Source organism: Streptomyces sp. NPDC051041, from assembly GCF_044456065.1.
GTDB classification, from domain to species: Bacteria; Actinomycetota; Actinomycetes; order Streptomycetales; family Streptomycetaceae; genus Streptomyces; species Streptomyces glaucus.
Genome location: NZ_JBITFM010000016.1, coordinates 93,782 through 111,039, shown reverse-complemented (window position 1 = coordinate 111,039; position 17,258 = coordinate 93,782). Strand labels below are relative to the sequence as shown.

The following is a 17,258-nucleotide window of genomic DNA, read 5'->3' as shown; positions in this document are numbered from 1 at the left end:
TCCGGAGATCTCGCCCCAGATCCATCCCCACAGGCCTTGAACTGCCCAGAATGAGATGGCCCCTAGCAGCGGCAGAACTACGAGCGTCGCCCAATGCGTCCGGTCGCGTAACGGCGCCCATGGCTGTATTGGGCCCGGCTCAGGCTGCGGTTCCGGTTCCTGCCTTGCGTCACTGTCAGGCTGTGGCGTTGATGCATTTGGGTCCTCAGGCATATCAGCCTCTCTCGGAGCCTATTTTCCCGTACGGCGCATTGTCTCGAATCCGTTGACAGTCAGGCGTGATTCGAGGGAGCCCGCGAGTTCGGTGGCTCGATGTCAGGGGGACGTCGGCCTGGTAGTGGAGTCTCTGGGGCGGTCTCGGCAACCTGCTCCAACAGTGCCCGCGCGGAGTCCGCGTAACACATCGCGGTCTTCTCGTCGAGCCCGAAGACCTCCGCGAGGTGGAGGGGGTCAGGACCATGGACCATGGCTTCTTCGAGCTGCCGGTCGACGCGAAGCCGCTCCAGGGTGGCGTCCTGCCCACGCATCGGAGCGCTGATCCAGTGGTTGCTGGCCTGGCTGGTGGTGTTGGCGGTCTGGTTGTTGATCAGTAGGTAGAGGTTCGCTGTGCTCGGCCACCGGCGGCGTCGGTGGTCCAGCCAGTCCGTCAGGAGCTTCAAGGTGAGGTCGTCGAGCGGGCGCGCGCGTCCGGCGATGGTCAGCCGGCGGTTACCGAGGTCGACGTCGTTGAGTGTGAGGGTGGCAATCTGGGCGACCCGGGCGGCGTGGACCGCCGCGAGCGCGAGGACGAGCCGTGCCGCCGGGGTGGTGGCCGCCGCGACAGAGCTCTCGACCTGATCCGGAAGGAGCGGTTGGAGCACGATGTACTTGTTCTGCCCGACTTTGATGCGGCTGGTGGGGTTGCGGAAGACCAGCCCGTGCCGTTTGGCCCAGGTGAACAGCGAGCGCAGGGCGACGAGTTGGTTATTCCGCTGGTGACCGTGCAGTGTCTTGACGTAGGTGAGGACGTCGTCGCGGGTTACTTCCCGCAGGTGGTGATAGCGGTTCGACCACTCCAGCAGGGCTGAGCGGACTTGGTCGAGGGAGAGCCAGACGGTTCCTTCCCGTCGCGGAAGACTGCGGGGGCCGCCGTCGCGCAGGACGCGGGTCCAGCGCTCAGCTTCCGAGCGGATGCCGGGTGCGAGTCCTTCCAGGCGCCCGACGAGCCAGCGTTCGAAAGACGGTTCGCTGTCGTCCTCGAAGATCCCCATCTCCTCCAGGACCGTGACGACGTGGCCGACGGGCAGGTCCCAGGCCCGTAGCGGGGCGAAGATCTCCGTGTGCCGGATCACGTCGCCTTCGACGTGGTCGGTGAGGACGACAGCCAGACCCCGGTTGACGGCGAAGCGGATGTTGCGTCCCCAGCCGCGGGCCTCGGCGAATCGGTGGGCGAGGTACTTCGCCCAGGCCAGCCACAGGCTGGCCAGGTCGGCGTCGGCCGGGTCGAGTCGGCCGAAGTCCCGGGGGATCTGCTCGAACAGCGGCGGCTGCCGCCAGCCGGGGTCCGGGCGCCAGGCCGGCGCGGGAGATGGTTTGCGCGGGGCACCACGCCATCCTCCCTTCCGCCAGGCCGGGGGCGTCCATCTTCTGCGGTAGTGCATCTGGACGAAGAACAGCTGATGGTGCCGGACGCCGGCGAGCCGCTCCCGCACGTCCGCCTCGTCTGAGAGTCGGCCGTCGGCCGTCTTCGCACTGAGACGGGCCTGGCACCAGCACAAGCGGCAGTAGTTCCACTTCAGCGGCTGGACGCGACGGCAGCCGGTGCATTCCGCCGCGTCGTGCCTGCGGCTGAACATGTAGCAGGTGTGGCAGAGTCGTCCGCGGAAGTCGCCCCAGGCCAGGCAACCAGGGCAGGAACTGGTGGGCTTGACGTAGCCCTTCGGGAAGCGTGCCACCGGATCACTCCGGCGGCAGCGACCGGCCGTCCCGGCGCTTGGGGATCACCTTCGGTGCGGCGGTCTCCGAGCCGACAGCCGCCCGGACCGTCTCCTCCTGGCCAGGACGGTGCCCCTTCTCCGGCTCGGGGATCAGGAGGTCGCCGATCTCCCAGCCGAGGACGACGCAGATGACGTCCAGGTCCTCCAGCTTCAGGGAGACCGGCTGGCCGGACCACAGCCCGGACATCTTCCCGGCCGAGATCACCAGGCCGTGCTCGGCCAGGCTCCGCTGGAGCTCGGAAGCTTTCTAGATCCCCTTGTTCGCGGCGGTCAGCCGCAGGTTCCACTTCATCGCAGAAGTCCTTCCAGCCGCTTCGCGGCCCGCTGCTGCCCGGCCACCCAGGCGTCCTCGACCCGGGTCTGCTGTACGTGGACGTATCGCATGGTCGTGGCGATCCAGGCATGTCCGAGGACTTCCTGGATCGCGATCAGGTCGAGTCCTCCGAGGTAGAGCTCGGACGCGCAGAAGTGCCGCAGGACGTGCGGGGTGAGCTTGTCGCCCCAGCCCGGCAGATGCGCCATGGCCGCGGCCTTGAGCCCATTGCGCAGAGCATCGTCGCCGACCCGGCCCGAGGAGCCGTCGGCGCGTCTGCGTTCGGAGGGGAACAACGGAGCGCCGGGGCGGGTGTGGTCGTCGTCGAACTGGCCCCAGACGTCCTCGACGAACCAGCGGAGCGTGCGGTCGGCGCCGTTGATCAGGGGGACCATCCGCTCGCGCGGGCCCGAACCCCGGGCTCCCTTTCCGTGCCGGGCGTGGAGCTTGCCGAAGCGCCCCAGGTCCCACTTGATGTCCGCCAGATCGAGCTTGCACGCCTCGCTGACCCGGAGCCCGACCTGGGACATCAGTTTGGCGGCGGTGTAGTTCCGGGCGGTCGGAGCGAACTTCCGGCAGGTTGCCAGCTCGCCGCCCCACCCGGTGAACAGCGTCTTGACCTCCGGCCCGGACGGCGGAATCCGCAGTGCCGCGTCCTTCGACCCGCGCGGCCGGTTCATCTCGTCGATCGGGCACTCGATCACCCGGCCGGTCATCCGGTGACCTCGACCTTGTGCCGCAGCTCCAGGAACAGGAAGTACGTGGTCAGCGCCTGAGAGCGCCCCAGCCGGGTGCCGCTCGGCGATGCTCGCAGTACCTTCCCGAAGTACGCGTCGGCGTCGGGCGGCTCCATCTCCCACAGCGGTCGGCCGAATCAGGACCGCATCTGCTCCAGGTGCCCGACGTCGCCGCGGATCGTGCCGTCCGCCAGCCCGGCTGAGGCCCGCGCCAGCACGACCCTGCCAGCACGTCGGTCTCGAACTGCTCCAGCTCCTCCGCCGTGGCCGGCAGCCGGACATCGCGTAGGTCTCGTACGACAGCCAGCGCCAACCCGAGCCCTCTCACCTTCACCCCGATCCTGAACCGATCAGGCATGGTGAGAATGCTTCAGGAATCTCGAAGTTACGTCAGCCCGCGAACCACTGCCGGAGAGAAAAGGAACCCCCTGGCCACGAGGTCGTGGACTCAGCGCGGCTCAGAGCAACCCACGGGATGTCGCACAGGCCCGTCGGCCTTTCCGGGAGGCCTGCTCCCCGCACCCGCGGGGATGGTCCCCCGCTCGGCGCCGACCTGCTGCTGCATCCATGCCTGCTCCTCGCACCCTTGGGAGATGGATGTTCGCCCTGATCGGTGTCCTCGGGACCGTGGGGACCCTCGTCGGGCAGCATCTGGCAACCCGCATCGAGGTTCAGTGTGATCGGCAGCAACGCACAGGTGCATTGCGCGCCGAGCTCAAAGAAGCTCTTGCTGCTGCGCAACGGGGCGAGCTGATACTCGACCACGGAGCACTTGGTCTGTCGGCTCCTGAGGACGCTCAGGATGAGAAACTGCACGATCTCTGGTTGGTGAAGAAGGCCGTCGAGTTGGTCTGCTCTCACGAGATGGCGCAGGCTGCCTATGACTACACCAAGGCGCTCCACGCGCACCTGCGTAACACCGTTACGCCTGAACAGGTTTCCAACAAGCGTGACTACCGCTATGCCTGCATGGAAGCAGCACGTGCCGCCTTGGGGAGCGGCCGCCCGAGGGTTCAGCGATGGTCCCTAACGACTCGCCGACCTCTCCTGCGTACTGCAATCCCGATCTTCACGTAACTGCGGACAGGGCCATCTTCAGAGGTCTTCGTCAGCACCCGTCTGGGCGGGCAGCCTGCCCGCCTTCGCAAGCGACCTTCATAACGCGCACCGGCTTCGGCTGCTCGTTTCGCGGGAGCCGCCACGGCCCCGCTCCTTGCCCTGGAGGAAGGAGAGCGGGGCCGCAGGACGGCTCTGCTATCGGGCTCCCAACGCGGCCAGCAGAGCCTTGTACTCGTCCGGGTACTGCTCCCGCAGGATGTCCATCCATACTCGGGCCCCTTGGACGAATGTCTCGAGCTTCATCTTCCGGTGAAGATGGTGCACGCAGTAGAAGGCGTCGTCGTAGGGGAGCTGCTTCGGCTGCTCGGACTGCGCCGCTTCTGCGTTCGCTGCTCTGGGCTCTCCCTCGTCGGTGCGCGATTCCGGGATGGGTTTGGAAGCCTGCTCGCGCCGGGCGGGCGGGGTGGCCGCACTGGGCCGGGGCGCAGGGGACGACGAAGCGGCTGGGCTGTCAGGCTCCTCCGGGATTATCACGCCGTGATAATCGGCGGTGCTTGATGAACGCTCGACGGCTTTCTGCGGTCGGGTCTGTGCCTTCCTGCGAGCTGCCTCCGCCCGTTCGTCCGCCTTGGCCTTCTGTTCCTCGGGGGACAGTCTGCCGAGGTTTCGGACGTGCTCCACCTTCCGAGCCCCGGTCACGAGGTCCTTCTGGAGTTCGGGAGTGAGCTTCAGCAGGGACAGCTTGCTGGAGATGGTGTTCTGTGGGATGCCCAGCCGCTTGGCTGCCTTGGTCTGGGAGCCGTAGTAGTCGACCAGGGTTTTGAGGGCATGGGCCTCCTCCAGGTCCGTCATGTCGTCGCGGTGGTAGTTCGCGACGAACGCGGCCTCGAGGAGGGTTTCATCGGTGGCGACCCGTCCGTTGTCGACGCGGACCGGGATGGTGGCCATCCCAACGCGGCGGGCGGCTTCGAGACGACGGTGGCCGTCGACGACGATGTACTGCGCGCCTTCGTCGAGGTCGTCGGCGCGGTCCGGCCGGTTGCGCAGGTAGGCGTCGACTGTGGCGACGGCGATGGGGATGATAATGCCGACTTCGCGGACGGTCTGCACCGTCTCGTCGAGGTTGCGCAGGTGGTTGCGCGGGTTGTCGGGGTTGTCGCTGATGAGGGTGACCGGCAGCTCGGTGATGGCCGCTGTGGTCGACTCATCGCCGGCGATGGTCTGGTCGATGAGGCTGCGTCGGGAGGACCGGGCGCCGCGGACGGCGCCGAATGCGGGTGCTGATCCCAGGGTGTCGGCCTTGCTCAACGGGTGGCTCCCTTCGCTACCTGTCGCATGGCCTCCGCCTGATCGCTGTGGGGGGCGTAGGACAGCAGCGGCATCCGCTTGCGGACGGCTTCGCGTTGTTCCTTCAGGTCGCCGATGACGGCGAGGACCTTGGGATCCCCGAGTGACTTCCAGTTGTTCAGGGACGAGGTGGCGACGTAGCCGCGGCGGGAGTCGTACAGGTTGACGACCAGGCCGAGGTAGTCGATCTCGAGGGAGAGGTCTTCGCAGAGGTCTTCGATCTGCTGGGCGAGCATGCCGTAGGCGGTGGCGGAGGAGTCCTCGGCGAGTACGGGGATGATGACCCCGGAGACGCCGGCGGGTTCGCCGCGCCGTCGGCGCCCGTAGTAAAGGGCGGCGTCCATGGCGATGCCGAGACTGGGTGGGCAGTCCACGATGATGACGTCGTAGTCGGCTTCCAGGGGGCGCAGGGCCAGCTCGAGCGCGGCTTCCTTCTGGAAGCCGCGCTTCTGCGTCGCCACGACGGCGATCTTCGCGTCGAGGAGGAAGCCGTCGAAGCAGGCGGGCAGCACGTGCAGGCGCTTGCCGAACCGCGGATCCTCTATCTCCACGACGAGGTCGCGCAGATCTCCCTTGCCTTCGCCGCACATGTGGGAGACCAGGCTGTCGTGGTCGGGTTCGATCTGGGGGACGCCGAGCTGCTCGCTGAGGTGTCCCTGCGGGTCGAAGTCGACGACGAGGACGCGTTTGCCCGCCTCGGCGTAAGCCTGGCCGATGCCGGCGGAGACGGCGGTCTTACCGACTCCGCCCTTCTGGTTGCCGACGATTTTCCGTTCGGGGTCGGTGCCGCGGGCACCGTGCCGGGGGGAGGGGTTCGCGTCGAGCCAGTCGCGGATCGACTGGGCGAGGCCCTGGGTGTAAGAGACGCCGCGGTCGGTGCAGGTCTCTTTGAACTGCTCGTACAGGCCGGGCGGGAGCCAGGTGGAGAACGACTTGGCTCCGGCGGTGTCTACTTCCGTGCCGTTGCTCGTGCTGCCGCGCCAGTCGTTGATGGCCGCCTCGACGGCGTCCTGGATGTCCAGGCTGAGTTCAGCGGCGCGAATCTTGAGTGCTTGCTGGAGCGCCGAGGGCAGCTTGGACGCTACCTTTTCCCGGTCTCCGTCAGGGTAAGGAGATGGCATGACGTCAGCATACTGACTTCTGAGGATGCAGCGACGCCCGTTTTGCGAAACCTGATATCTTCTCACCCGATAGGCGTCCTGCCCTGGTTATCACGCCGTGATAGTCGTCGTCGGGGCGACGCCGCAGAGCTGGAATTATCACGCCGTGATAGTTCCAACCCTGTGCGGCTGCGGCCATGAGAACCGGTTCCGGCGTGCCCATGGTGACGAGGGCGACGGTCCCGCATTGCAACGGGCACCGGCGTTACGGTCCTCACCGCCGGCGCCGATGCTCCACGTTGTGATGATGCTCCGTCTCCGTGGTGGACGGGAAAGCACGTCGGCCGACCGCTGCCGAGCCGCCACAATGACTCGTTTGCCAAACGGAAGGCATTTGCTCATATGCGCGCGGCCTTCGAGTGCGCCGGCACGCCACCCCGGTGCGGAAGCAGGGATGCGCGTTGATTACCCGGCCCGGTAGAGCTGAAGGACGGCATCAAGCTGGAGCGTGCCGTAGATGACCAGCGCATTCAGTGGGTCACGGAGCCTGTCCCGGCACCCGGCGTGAGGCCGTCGTCATACGCCGCTCCCGCCCCGGTACGAGCGGGGGGTACCCGTTCTGGCGGAAGTGGGCGTATCCGTTCTGACGGGGCTTGGCCGGGCGCAGGGCACGCAGCATGACGGTGAAGTTCGGGGAGTCCGGGAAAGGCTGGCGGTTCCTAATCCTCCTGTATCCCCACCGCTCGTACAGAGCGGCCGCCTTGGGGTGTCGGGGTCCACGAGGAGGACGGCCAAGGACTCGGAGCGGTCGACCATCAGCGCGTCGTGCAGCCGCTCGGAGACGCCGGTCCTGCGCCAACGGGGACGCACCATCAGCTCCGAGAAGGAGAACGTGGAGGGGTCCGCCGGCGGCTCGTCCAGGTGCTCGCGCCATCACTCGCGGCCGGGACGGGCCGGGGCGCGGTCGTCGTGCCGGTGCCATCGGTGTACGCGCGCCCGAATCCGAAGTACTTCGGGCGCCGGAGCGGGGCGACCTGGTTGAACATGATCAACGAACAGGCGGCCGGGCTCGGGGGGAGGGTCGTGGCCCGCGTCCCGCGCGACTCCCTGCACGTGCTGGACGTCCTCCACGACCGCGACGGCGGGAAGCGCCCGGAGATGATCGTCACCGACACGCGAGCTACAGCGACATCGCGTTCGGGCTGCTCGCCCTGGCCGGGTTCGCCTACGCCCCGCAGCTGGCCGAGCTGTCCGACCAGAAGATGTGGCGCATCGACCGCACCGCCGACTACGGCGCCTTCCAGGACGCCGCCCGAGGCCGGATCGACCTCGCCCGCACCGAGCGGCACTGGAGAACATCCTGCGGATCATCGGCTCCATCCACACCGGCGCCGTGCGCGCGTACGACGTGATCCGGATGCTGTCCCGCGACGGCCGGCCCACCCCGCTCGGCGACGCGATCGCCCACTGCGGGCGGATCGCGAAGACCCTGCACATCCTGCGCCTGGCCGACGACCCCGGCTACCGGCGGCAGATCAAGGTGCAGGCCAACCTCCAGGAAGGCCGCCACGCGCTCACCGGAAGATCTTCCACGGGCGGGCCGGGCAGCTCTACCAGCGCTACCAGGACAGCATGGAGGACCAGATCGGCGCCCTCAACCTGGTCCTCAACGCCCTCGTGCTGTTCAACACCCGCTACATGGACGCCGCGGTGAACCCGCTGCGCGCGGACGGGTTCGACGTCCGTGACAAGGACGTCACCCGGCTCTCCCCGTTCGTGCGCCACCACATCAACGTTTATCTGGACGAATTCCGTGCGCGGGTCCGGCTCAACTTCAAGTGCACCCTGATCGAGACTGTCTCCGACTCCTGCCGCCTCCAGGTCACCGGGGCCGAGCACCAGGACCGCGGGTCGGGATCCGACCGGGCCGCTCTCTCCGGTGCAGCGCGGTCGTGCCGCCCCGTGGTCACGGGCCTGACCGGTCCCCGCTGTCGCGCTGATCGTCGAGGCGGGCAGTCAGGTCGGGCCAGTGCTGGGACCAACGGGCCAGGTCGCCCGTGGTCAACGACCACCGCGAACGAAGGGCTTCGTCCGGCAGGAAGCGGACGCAGGTCCCCGTGGTCCCGTCGGCTTCGACGGGCACCAGATCGGTCACCGGGACGCCGTGCTCATAGCGCTGGCTCCAGGATCCGTTGAGACGGCGGTTGGTATGAATCAGCCACTCGCTGAGCGCTGCGACGACGGACATGCCGCGACGCGGATGTCCGTCCGGAAGCCGCTCCGCCTCTGGGAAGTCGAAGAACCGAAGATCCTTCGTGGCCATGACCGGCTTCTTCACCACCCGGCCATGCTCGTCGACCCGAGTGTCGGTGCCCCGTCCGTCATCCTTCACCGACACCGAGCCGTCGGTATGCAGCGTGACCACACACCGTCCGCCGCCCCGGCTCGCTGCCTCGTCAGCGGCATAAGCAACGATCTCAAGAACTAGGTGTCCCGGCCCGCCGGGAGCGAACTGGGCAGATTCCTGGCGGATCTGACCGAGATGGTCCGCGTCCACGGTGCCGGCCCAATCGTGTGTGGTGTTGACCCAAGAAGCCCTTGATCCATCCATCTGGCAAGTATCCGTCGGGGCTCTCGTTCAGGCTGCGGAAAACAACCGCTCAGCAGTGATCGTCAGGGCCGGGCTCGGCGCTCTCTCCGAGATCGGCGAGGAGGCCGCAGATCCGTTCGGCGATGGCCTTGTGCCGTTCGACCTCGCGAGGCCAGCCGCGTTCGACGGCGTCCTGGGCGAGCTGCTGTTCACGGGCGAGCCGGGACCGCAGGCGCGGGGCGTACTCGCTCGTGGTGAGGAACTTCGAGCAGCGGAGGTAGAGGTCGCACTCGCAGGGCCCTTCGGCGGGTGCCCGCAGGCAGTGGCCGAGTTCGAGTTCGGTCTTGAAGAAGTTGGTCTTGAGCCAGTTCAGGGTGTCCTCGCCGATCCGGCTGGTCAGTAGCTCCTCCGCGGCCGGGCCCGCGATCCGTCCGCCGGCAGCGATGACCTTCTCGTACTGCTCCTTCAGGACGGGATCGCTGATGTGGGAGTAGGTGGCGGACATCTGCGCGTTGCGGTGGCCGAGGATTGCCATGATCGTCTGGATCTGGGCGCCGCCTTCGGCGAGCTGGGTGCCGACCGTGTGGCGAAACCGGTGGGCGGTCACGGTGGGGTTGCCGTCGCTGTCGACGAGCCCGGCCTTGCGGCAGGCGATCTCCAAGGCGTCCTCGTAGAGGAAGTGACGGCCCATGGGCTTGCCCCGCCGCATGAACACGTAGCGGACCGGCCGCTGGGCCCATGCGTCATGTCGGGCTGTGGCGTTCGCGGCCTTCGCCGAGTCGATCAGCTCACGCAGGGCGTCCGCCGCCTGGGGGTGCAGGGGGACCATGAGCTCGGTGTAGGTCTTGCCGACCGGGATCCGCAGCCGCGGATAGCCGTCGGGGTAGGCGTCCAGGCAGTCCAGGGTCAGCCGTGCGATCTCCCCGCGCCGGGCACCGCTCCAGCGCAGCAGAAGCAGGGCGGCACGTTGGTGCGGGTCTTCGAGTTCCTCGACCGCCTCCATGAGGCGGTCCAGCTCGGCCCGGGGGATGAACCGCGGCGGTGCGGAGGGGAGTTTGGGCATGTCCGAGCGGCCGAGCAGGGGCCGGCCCGGGACATCGCTCCAGCCCCACTGGCTGGTCTCGCGGAAGAACTGAAGCAGCGGGCTGAGGTAGGTGTAGCGGGACCGTGCCGTCAGCGGCCGTCCGGTGCGGGCGTTGATGTGTTCGTGCAGGTGGGCCATGAAGCCCTCGACGTGCCGGCGCTCCAGCTGGGTCATCGCGTCGATGTCGGGGTGGGCCTGGGCGAGCCAGCGCAGGAAGTAGCGGAAGGCGTCGCGTGAGTGGCGGACCGACTCCGCGCGGTCGCTGGTCTGCAACCGTCCCGACAACCAGCGCGACACCGGGGCGGCGAACGCTGGCGGGGTCTTGGGAGGGGTGAGTTCGGTTCGCCAGAGTTCGGCGGTCTTCAGGCCGTGGAACGGCGGCTCGGGGACCTGTCCGATGTTGAACAGCAGCACATGGACGCCGTGCAGCCTGGTCAGACACGCCTTCTGGTAGATCCCGGCGAGCTGGTCCATGGGCATGCGGCGGCGTGCGTTGGAGACATGGCTGGCCCGCACGAACCCGGCCTCAGGCCGGGCGCAGTAGCGCTTGATCTCCTCGGCGAGCCCGGTGAGGTCGCCAAGCCGGATCGCGCGCAGATCGGGATCGCCGCGCATCAGCAGAAGGCGGGTGAAGGTCCAGGTGAGGACGGACCGGCCGCTGACAGGCGCATAGCCGAGCTGGAGCATGCGGGCCGAGAGCGAATCGAGCAGATCCAGGACGAGCCCGAGGCCGGCGGCGACCTTGGGGACGAACAGGCTGTCGAAGTTGCGGCTGAGCACGTAGTCGGCGTCCAGCCGGAGACCGTGCACCAGCGAGAGGTAAGCGAGATAGGGGCCTGCCTCATGGGACGGCCCGATGCGTTTGCCGGGCTCGTGCGGATCGCGTCCGTGCAGGTCCAGGCGGACCAGCAGGGGCTCGGCGAACCAGTCCTCCAGGTCCGGCCAGTGCTTGAGGAAGCGGTTGTAGAAGTAGCGGCGGGACTTGACCGACGCCGGAGCATCGGCGAACGTCGCACGGACCCACGCGAAGTACTCCTCCCTCGGCGCGTGGCACCGGCGGCGGTCCGGCTCCGGGGCGGGCGCCAGGGCGAGCGCGGTCACCGGTTGCTCTCCAGTGCGCGGGTGTAGTCGGCCAGCACGGCCTCGTCGGAGACCCGGGTATAAACCTTCGTCGACTCCGGCGAAGCGTGTCCCAATCGCTTCTGCAGCGACAGCTCCCGCATCCCGCCCTCCCACATCGCGGTGGCGTGAGTGTGCCGCAGCGCGTGCGGCGTGGTCTCCGGTGTGCGCAGGCCGAGCTTGTCCAGCCGCCGCGCGAACAGCCGCACCACCGCGTCGTAGCCCAGCGGCTCCAGGCGGCGGGTGCCCTTCCCTCCGACCAGGAACACGAACGGGCTGGTCGCATCGAGCGGGCGCTCGTGCATCACGTAGCGGCTGACCGCGTCCAGGGTGCGAGGCTCGTGCAGGTCCACGACCCGTTCGGTGCGGGACTTGCCGCGGACCCCGCGCGGGTGGTCATCGCGCTTGCGGACCGTCACCCGGCGGCGGCCATAAGAGATGTCGTCCACGTGCAGCGACAGCACCTCGCCCGGCCGCAGCCCGCCATCCAGCATCAGCAGGAACACCGCCAGATCCCGCAGCCGCTTCAAGCTGCCGATGAACTGCTCCAGCACCGCCTCGTCCACGGGGCGCGGCAGTCGCCGCGGCTGCCTGACCGTCACCGTGCGGCGCATCGGCTGCTGACGGCTCGCGCGGCCCATGAACGGCTGATGCCGGTCCGGCACCCGGGCAAGTGCCGGGTCAAGGCGCTTCTGCATCGGGAAGTCACCGTCGTACTCCTCGGCGACCACCGCCCAGTCGTAGAAGCTGGCAACCGCAGCCAAGATCCGGTTCACCGTCGCCGGAGCGAGCAGACTGCCCGGCGCCTCCGGCCCGCCGACCACCACCGTCAGGCCCAGCCGCTGGGCCGGACGGCGCGAGGGCGCCCGCCGCAAGAACGCCAGCAGCCGCAAGGCATCCGGGCCCCGGAACTCGCGCCAGTCCATGCCCTCACCAGCGAGGAAGGCGAACAGGCGCCGCAGGTCGTACGCGTACGCGCAGATCGTGTGCGGCGAGAAGCCCCGGTCGACCAGATGATCCAGGAACCGGCAGGCCGCCGTGACCTGTTCACCGTCGCCGTCGACCAACCTCACGCGCCGTACGACACCGCCATCACGTTCCTTGACCACCCGCACACCGGCCTCCCCGACCCTGCACTCAGGTGGCCCAACGAACCCCGCACCTCCACCGCCACGGCGCCGGTTCAGGCGCCACTCGAAGGTGTCCAGATAAGGAGATGCTGGGCCAGTACTCCTTCCAGCTCCCCGACCTGCCCGGCGGACTGCGGCCCCTACGCGACAAGCACGCCACCGACGAGTGACGACCGCCCGCCTAGTGCTGTGACCGCATAGGTTCGCCGGGTTCGCGGTTGGATGGGCGGTGACGTCCGTTCCGACCGCTGGAGGTGTGATGGCCGAGCCTGTGCGGGTGCGCAGACTGACCGACCAGGAGGGGCAGAAGCTGCAGCAGATCGTGCGTCGGGGCAGTGCCAGCTCGGTGCGCTACAGACGGGCGATGATGCTGCTCGCCTCGGCCGGCGGGAACCGCGTCCCAGTGATCGCCCAGCTGGTCCAGGCCGACGAGGACACGGTGCGGGAGGTGATCCACCGGTTCAACGAGATCGGCCTGGCCTGCCTGGACCCTCGATGGGCGGGAGGCCGTCCCCGCCTGCTCACCCCTGACGACGAGGACTTCGTCATCCAGACGGCCACCACCCGCCCCACCAAGCTCGGCCAACCCTTCACACGCTGGTCGATCCGCAAACTCGCCGCCTACCTGTGTCGCGTGCACGGACGTCGGATCCGGATCGGCCGTGAAGCCTTACGGTGCCTGCTCCGGCGCCGCGGGATCACCTTCCAGCGCACCAAGACCTGGAAAGAGTCCCCCGACCCCGAACGCGAGGCCAAGCTGGACCGCATTGAGGAGGTGCTCGAACGCTTCCCGGACCGGGTTTTCGCCTTCGACGAGTTCGGCCCCCTCGGGATCCGGCCTACCGCGGGCTCGTGCTGGGCGAAGCAGGGCAGGCCCGACCGCCTGCCGGCGACTTACCGCCGCACTCACGGCGTCACCTACTTCCACGGCTGCTACTCGGTCGGCGACGACCGCCTGTGGGGCGTCAACCGTCGCCGCAAGGGCACCGCCAACACCCTGGCCGCGCTGAAGTCGATTCGCGCTGCCGAACCCGACGGCGCCCCGATCTACATCATCCTGGACAACCTCTCCGCCCACACCGGAGCGGACATCCGCCGTTGGGCGAAGAAGAACAAGATCGAGCTGTGCTTCACCCCGACCTACGCCTCCTGGGCCAATCCCATCGAAGCGCACTTCGGACCGCTGAGGCAGTTCACCCTGGCCAACTCCGACCACCGCAGCCACCCTGCACAGACCCGGGTCCTGCACCGCTACCTGCGCTGGCGCAACGCCAACGCCCGCCACCCCGACCTACTCGCCGCCCAGCGCAAGGAACGCGCCCGCATCCGCAGCGAGAAAGGCATTCGCTGGGGTGGACGCCCCCTGACGGCCGCAGCCTGATCCAGACCGGCGAAGACTGGACACGCCTGCGAAGGCTCGAATCGTTGCTGCAGGAACCGGTTTGCCGCCGGCCCTGCTACGCAGCGCAGCCGAAAATCTCTTGCGGAGTCGTCCGAGCACCCGATATCCAGCATCGAGACGACAAGGAGCACAGGATGACGACCCGTCTGGGTTCACTGAACGAGTTCTGCTGGATGGATCTCAAAACCCGTGACTTAGCCGGCACCGCCACCTTCTTCTCGAAGACGCTGGGCTGGCACTTCGCAGTGGACGAGAAGGACTGGCGAAAGGCCACCAAGATAGCCATCGACGGCCACCTGATCGGCAGTGTGAGCGATCTGGCGAACCCAGTCTACCCACCGGGAACACCCGCCCACATCGCCTACTACTTGGCAGTCGACAACGTCGATCGCCGCGCCGAAGTGGCGACGGTGAACGGCGCTCGCCTTGTCGTACCTCCCTTCGACGCCGGCGATCAGGGACGCATGGCGACATTGGTCGATCCGGTAGGTGCCGCCTTCTCTCTGTGGCAGCCACGCGACTTCACCGGATGGCAGTTCCCGTCCCACTTGGCGGGTGCCCCGCACCGTATGGTCCTGAAGTGCGACCAGCCTGAGAAAGCCCGGCATTTCTACGGCAAGACGACGGGAACCTCTCTGAACTGCGCCGATTTCATCGCTACATGTGGACCTAGTGCATCCGTTCCGCAGTGGGAACTTGCGGTCGACGTCGAGGATCTGGACAGCGTCGTCGTACGCGCACAGGAACACGGCCAAGACTCGGCCACCTGGTCCGAGAAAACCGGTCGTCGTGTTGTGCGGTTGAGCAGCCCGGAGGGGCTGACACTCCTGGTTCGCCGCCTTGAGCAGTGACTCGGCCGTCGATCAGACGGCGCTCGCATTCTGGCCCAACCCGGCAGACCTATGCGGTCACAGCACTAGCCGCCGGGGGCGTAGGGCGGAGATCACTTCCCGGCGGCGCGCGAGCGCTTCGCCGCGGCGGACTGGGCGCGGGCGGGGAAACCGGTCCGCGCGGTCCGGCTGCCCGGGTTCTTCGCTCCGGTGGACTGCACCCGCGAGGCCGCCCGCGGTGTCATGGACGTCCTCCGACCACCGGTGCCTTTACCACTGTTCTTCCCCATGCCAATCGCCTCCTTTCCCAGCATGAACAGGGCCGGCCCCGGCCGCCACCGGGTCTTCACGAGGGCTTGCTCGTTGATCAGCACGGACGGCGCCGTGAACCGGGTGCCGGTGAGAACAGGGAATGGGGGATGACGGTAGCGGTCCCCCCGGAGGTCCGGGCCGCGCAGCGGCGGATCGTCGGCACGATCAACGCGTCCGGGAGGCTCAACGCCGACGGGCTGGCGATGTGGCGGGAGGCCAGCTACGGCGAGTGGAAGGCCACCGCCGCCGACATCAGCGGCGACCTGGACCTGCTCCAGGTCCCGCACACCGTCGTGACCGCCTTCCGGTTCCCGCTCGCCACCTCCTACAGCAAAGCCATACGCGAGGGCGAGGAGGTCCGCATCCTGCGCGAGAATCTGGGCCGCCTGGTGCCGTGGATGCCGTCGCTGGAGCAGGTGATCGCCGACACCCCCGAGGACGCCCCGCACTGGGACTTCACGGTGTCCCAGCCCCGGGCCGACGGCATGGCCATCGCCATGCTGCGGCTGTCGGCTGAGTGGCCCTCCTGGTCGAAGAAGCAGGCCCGCGCCGCCCGGCTGGTCTGCGCGGAGTGCGACTACGACCTGCGCGACAAGGCCGAGGACCGGGCACCGTTCGACGTCCGGCTGCCCGAGCAGCCCAAGCGGCGACGGCTGGTGTGCGGGAAGTGCTGCAACGACGGCCTCGACGAGATGGAGCGCCTGGCCGCGCTCGCCGGAAAGTCGTCGTGACGACCGTCGAGCCTTGCACGGACTGCCTGCTGGTCGCGGAGCTGGTCGGGCTGCTGAGCGACGCCGAGCACTACAACGGCCCCGGCTCCACGCCCGACAGCCGTCTGGACTACCTGGAGCACCGGGCGGCGCTGCTGCACCGGCTCGTCGACGCCGTCGGCGACGAGCCCTCCCGCTACCTCGCCCAGGACGCCGAGGGCCGTGCCGAGGACGTACGGGCCAGGGCCGAGACCCTGGCCCGGGAGTGCGGAGACCCACCGCCCGCACCGCGCCAGTCGCAGCGATGTGGGTACCGCAAGGGTGCTGGTCAGCCCCGAGATCGCCTCGGGCGAGGGCTTGAAGTAGCGGCGGACGCTCCCCCGCTTCTTGCGCCGAAACTTCGCCATGAGCATGAGCAGGGAGGCGCCTTGCTCGTCGAGGTGGGTGAGGGCGGAGCGGCGGTACTCGTGCAGGTCCCATCCGGTTCCCGGCCCGCGCACGGCGGTGTGCTCATCGAGGAGGGCGCGGGCCTGGCCGTGGGAGAGGCGGGCCAGATCGGTGTCCGGGCACACGTCCCGCGGGCTGACGACCTTCCCCGGGCCGGGACGGCGGTGGGTGACGAACACCGGCCCGCGGGTCCGGCCGCGCAGCAGCCGGACGGTGTCGGCGTCCCAGTAGACGGTCTCCAGCACGAAGTCCTCGCGCGCCTGCTCGCGACGGCGGGTCTTGCTCCGAGCACCCTTGGCCTTGACCGGGCACCGGCGGGCGGCGAGGTCCAGGTCCTCGATGTTCACTCCGAGGATCTCCTCGGCTCGCCCGGCGGTCTCGTAGAGCATCCGCCACAGCGTCTTCTCCCGCAGATGGACCTCGCGCCGGGCGATGAGCCGGTCCACGGCCATCCTCGAGCGGGCCGGGTCTTGGAGTCCGGCACCGCCAGCCGCTTCGTCCAGGCCGGGACCACCGGACCGTCGTACCCGTACGACTCGCATCAGCCCAGCCAGGAGAGCACCGCCGCCCGGCGGGCCGTTCCAGGTGTTGACCGCCGCGGTGCCCCACAACAGTTCCAGGGCCTCGCCGATCTCGTCGTCCACGACCGACCCGAGCGGGCGGGCTTCTCCGATCCGCTCGGCCGTCTTGCCGACGCCGGTCGAGTAGCTGTGGACGGTGTTCGAGTTGCGGGCGCAGCATGAGGCCCAGGAATTCGCGCAGCAGCGTGGCATCGACATCGTCGAGGTGATCACGGACCCGTACGGCGAGCCGGATCCGTGCCGTCGTGAAGGGTGGCAGCGGGTGCCGCAGTTGGTCGAGTCCGGTGCGGTCGGCATGGTCATCACGCGCTGGCCGGCGGCCATCGCCCCGGCCCCCTCGCACGAGCTGCGCTATCGAGAGACCGAGTGGCTCCGGGATCACGGGGCGTGGGTGCGGCGCTCCTGGGCGCCTCCGGCCGCACGACATGGGGAGGCGGTGTGAGCGGTCGGGAGTCTCTGCTGCCCCTCGGCCACCCGTGGCCTGGCCGGACCGTGCTGGACACCGCCGACGGTCGGCGGAA

General features: G+C 68.5%; 15 protein-coding genes and 3 pseudogenes. 7 read left to right on the top strand and 11 right to left on the bottom strand.

What is annotated here, in order from left to right; all coding sequences use genetic code 11:
* Positions 1-272: 272 nt before the first annotated feature.
* From ACIBAI_RS22820 to ACIBAI_RS22805, 4 genes and pseudogenes are all read right to left on the bottom strand, one after another.
* A complete protein-coding gene (locus ACIBAI_RS22820; protein WP_399036891.1) occupies positions 273-1,835 on the bottom strand; it encodes a hypothetical protein in 1,563 nt (520 codons plus the stop codon).
* A 103-nt stretch (positions 1,836-1,938) separates the two neighbouring features.
* Positions 1,939-2,268, bottom strand: a pseudogene (locus ACIBAI_RS22815) (helix-turn-helix domain-containing protein).
* Entirely contained in the window at positions 2,265-3,005 is a 741-nt protein-coding gene (locus ACIBAI_RS22810; protein WP_399036889.1) for a tyrosine-type recombinase/integrase, read from the bottom strand. The pseudogene ACIBAI_RS22815 and the gene ACIBAI_RS22810 overlap by 4 nt, the downstream one beginning before the upstream one ends.
* On the bottom strand, positions 3,002-3,142 hold the full coding sequence (locus tag ACIBAI_RS22805) for a hypothetical protein (protein ID WP_399036888.1): 141 nt from the start codon (positions 3,140-3,142) through the stop codon (positions 3,002-3,004). The genes ACIBAI_RS22810 and ACIBAI_RS22805 overlap by 4 nt, the downstream gene beginning before the upstream one ends.
* Positions 3,143-3,623: 481 nt before the next feature.
* Between ACIBAI_RS22805 and ACIBAI_RS22800 the strand changes: the two genes are divergently transcribed.
* Entirely contained in the window at positions 3,624-4,103 is a 480-nt protein-coding gene (locus tag ACIBAI_RS22800) for a hypothetical protein (RefSeq protein ID WP_399036886.1), read from the top strand.
* 177 nt (positions 4,104-4,280) lie between these two features.
* Here ACIBAI_RS22800 and ACIBAI_RS22795 read toward each other — a convergent pair whose 3' ends face one another.
* Positions 4,281-5,393: a ParB/RepB/Spo0J family partition protein gene (locus ACIBAI_RS22795; protein ID WP_399036884.1), complete on the bottom strand. Its 1,113-nt coding sequence runs from the start codon at positions 5,391-5,393 to the stop codon at positions 4,281-4,283.
* Complete coding sequence (locus tag ACIBAI_RS22790; protein ID WP_399036882.1) at positions 5,390-6,553, bottom strand: ParA family protein; 1,164 nt, start codon at positions 6,551-6,553, stop codon at positions 5,390-5,392. Before ACIBAI_RS22790 ends, ACIBAI_RS22795 begins: the two co-directional genes overlap by 4 nt.
* A gap of 804 nt (positions 6,554-7,357) precedes the next feature.
* Between ACIBAI_RS22790 and ACIBAI_RS22785 the strand changes: the two are divergent.
* Positions 7,358-8,272, top strand: a pseudogene (locus tag ACIBAI_RS22785) (Tn3 family transposase); the annotation flags it as partial.
* 226 nt (positions 8,273-8,498) lie between these two features.
* Here ACIBAI_RS22785 and ACIBAI_RS22780 read toward each other — a convergent pair.
* The 3 genes from ACIBAI_RS22780 to ACIBAI_RS22770 form a co-directional block, all read right to left on the bottom strand.
* Positions 8,499-9,089 (bottom strand): ATP-binding protein, encoded by a 591-nt coding sequence (locus ACIBAI_RS22780; RefSeq protein ID WP_399036880.1) that lies wholly within the window; start codon positions 9,087-9,089, stop codon positions 8,499-8,501.
* A gap of 103 nt (positions 9,090-9,192) precedes the next feature.
* Positions 9,193-11,307, bottom strand: coding sequence for a tyrosine-type recombinase/integrase (locus ACIBAI_RS22775; protein ID WP_399036878.1), 2,115 nt, complete (start codon positions 11,305-11,307; stop codon positions 9,193-9,195).
* Complete coding sequence (locus tag ACIBAI_RS22770; protein ID WP_399036876.1) at positions 11,304-12,440, bottom strand: tyrosine-type recombinase/integrase; 1,137 nt, start codon at positions 12,438-12,440, stop codon at positions 11,304-11,306. The genes ACIBAI_RS22775 and ACIBAI_RS22770 overlap by 4 nt, the downstream gene beginning before the upstream one ends.
* 26 nt (positions 12,441-12,466) lie before the next feature.
* Here ACIBAI_RS22770 and ACIBAI_RS22765 point away from each other — a divergent pair, with 26 nt between their 5' ends.
* From ACIBAI_RS22765 to ACIBAI_RS22755, 3 genes are all read left to right on the top strand, one after another.
* Positions 12,467-12,625, top strand: a complete 159-nt coding sequence (locus tag ACIBAI_RS22765) for a hypothetical protein (RefSeq protein WP_399036931.1) — start codon at positions 12,467-12,469, stop codon at positions 12,623-12,625.
* Between the two features lie 89 nt (positions 12,626-12,714).
* Entirely contained in the window at positions 12,715-13,836 is a 1,122-nt protein-coding gene (locus tag ACIBAI_RS22760; RefSeq protein ID WP_399036874.1) for an IS630 family transposase, read from the top strand.
* 155 nt (positions 13,837-13,991) lie between these two features.
* Positions 13,992-14,708 carry a VOC family protein gene (locus tag ACIBAI_RS22755; protein WP_399036872.1) on the top strand — a complete coding sequence of 239 codons (717 nt, stop codon included), beginning with the start codon at positions 13,992-13,994 and terminating at the stop codon, positions 14,706-14,708.
* A gap of 92 nt (positions 14,709-14,800) precedes the next feature.
* On the opposite strand, the gene ACIBAI_RS22750 is transcribed toward ACIBAI_RS22755, so the two are convergent.
* On the bottom strand, positions 14,801-15,061 hold the full coding sequence (locus ACIBAI_RS22750) for a hypothetical protein (RefSeq protein WP_399036870.1): 261 nt from the start codon (positions 15,059-15,061) through the stop codon (positions 14,801-14,803).
* 45 nt (positions 15,062-15,106) lie between these two features.
* Here ACIBAI_RS22750 and ACIBAI_RS22745 point away from each other — a divergent pair, with 45 nt between their 5' ends.
* On the top strand, positions 15,107-15,730 hold the full coding sequence (locus ACIBAI_RS22745; RefSeq protein WP_399036868.1) for a hypothetical protein: 624 nt from the start codon (positions 15,107-15,109) through the stop codon (positions 15,728-15,730).
* A gap of 293 nt (positions 15,731-16,023) precedes the next feature.
* Here ACIBAI_RS22745 and ACIBAI_RS22740 read toward each other — a convergent pair.
* Positions 16,024-16,935, bottom strand: a pseudogene (locus ACIBAI_RS22740) (site-specific integrase); the annotation flags it as partial.
* Between ACIBAI_RS22740 and ACIBAI_RS22735 the strand changes: the two are divergent.
* The gene (locus ACIBAI_RS22735) at positions 16,883-17,179 is read left to right on the top strand and encodes a hypothetical protein (protein ID WP_399036866.1); all 297 of its coding nucleotides are present in this window, start codon (positions 16,883-16,885) and stop codon (positions 17,177-17,179) included. The pseudogene ACIBAI_RS22740 and the gene ACIBAI_RS22735 overlap by 53 nt on opposite strands.
* The last annotated feature ends 79 nt before the right edge of the window (positions 17,180-17,258 follow it).

What these genes read in the sequence shown, in the direction of transcription:
- ACIBAI_RS22820 (WP_399036891.1), bottom strand. Translation starts at nt 1,835, where the DNA reads ATGTTCAGCCGCAGGCACGACGCGGCGGAATGCACCGGCTGCCGTCGC.
- ACIBAI_RS22810 (WP_399036889.1), bottom strand. Translation starts at nt 3,005, where the DNA reads ATGACCGGCCGGGTGATCGAGTGCCCGATCGACGAGATGAACCGGCCG.
- ACIBAI_RS22805 (WP_399036888.1), bottom strand. Translation starts at nt 3,142, where the DNA reads ATGGAGCCGCCCGACGCCGACGCGTACTTCGGGAAGGTACTGCGAGCA.
- ACIBAI_RS22800 (WP_399036886.1), top strand. Translation starts at nt 3,624, where the DNA reads ATGTTCGCCCTGATCGGTGTCCTCGGGACCGTGGGGACCCTCGTCGGG.
- ACIBAI_RS22790 (WP_399036882.1), bottom strand. Translation starts at nt 6,553, where the DNA reads ATGCCATCTCCTTACCCTGACGGAGACCGGGAAAAGGTAGCGTCCAAG.
- ACIBAI_RS22760 (WP_399036874.1), top strand. Translation starts at nt 12,715, where the DNA reads ATGGCCGAGCCTGTGCGGGTGCGCAGACTGACCGACCAGGAGGGGCAG.
- ACIBAI_RS22755 (WP_399036872.1), top strand. Translation starts at nt 13,992, where the DNA reads ATGACGACCCGTCTGGGTTCACTGAACGAGTTCTGCTGGATGGATCTC.
- ACIBAI_RS22745 (WP_399036868.1), top strand. Translation starts at nt 15,107, where the DNA reads ATGACGGTAGCGGTCCCCCCGGAGGTCCGGGCCGCGCAGCGGCGGATC.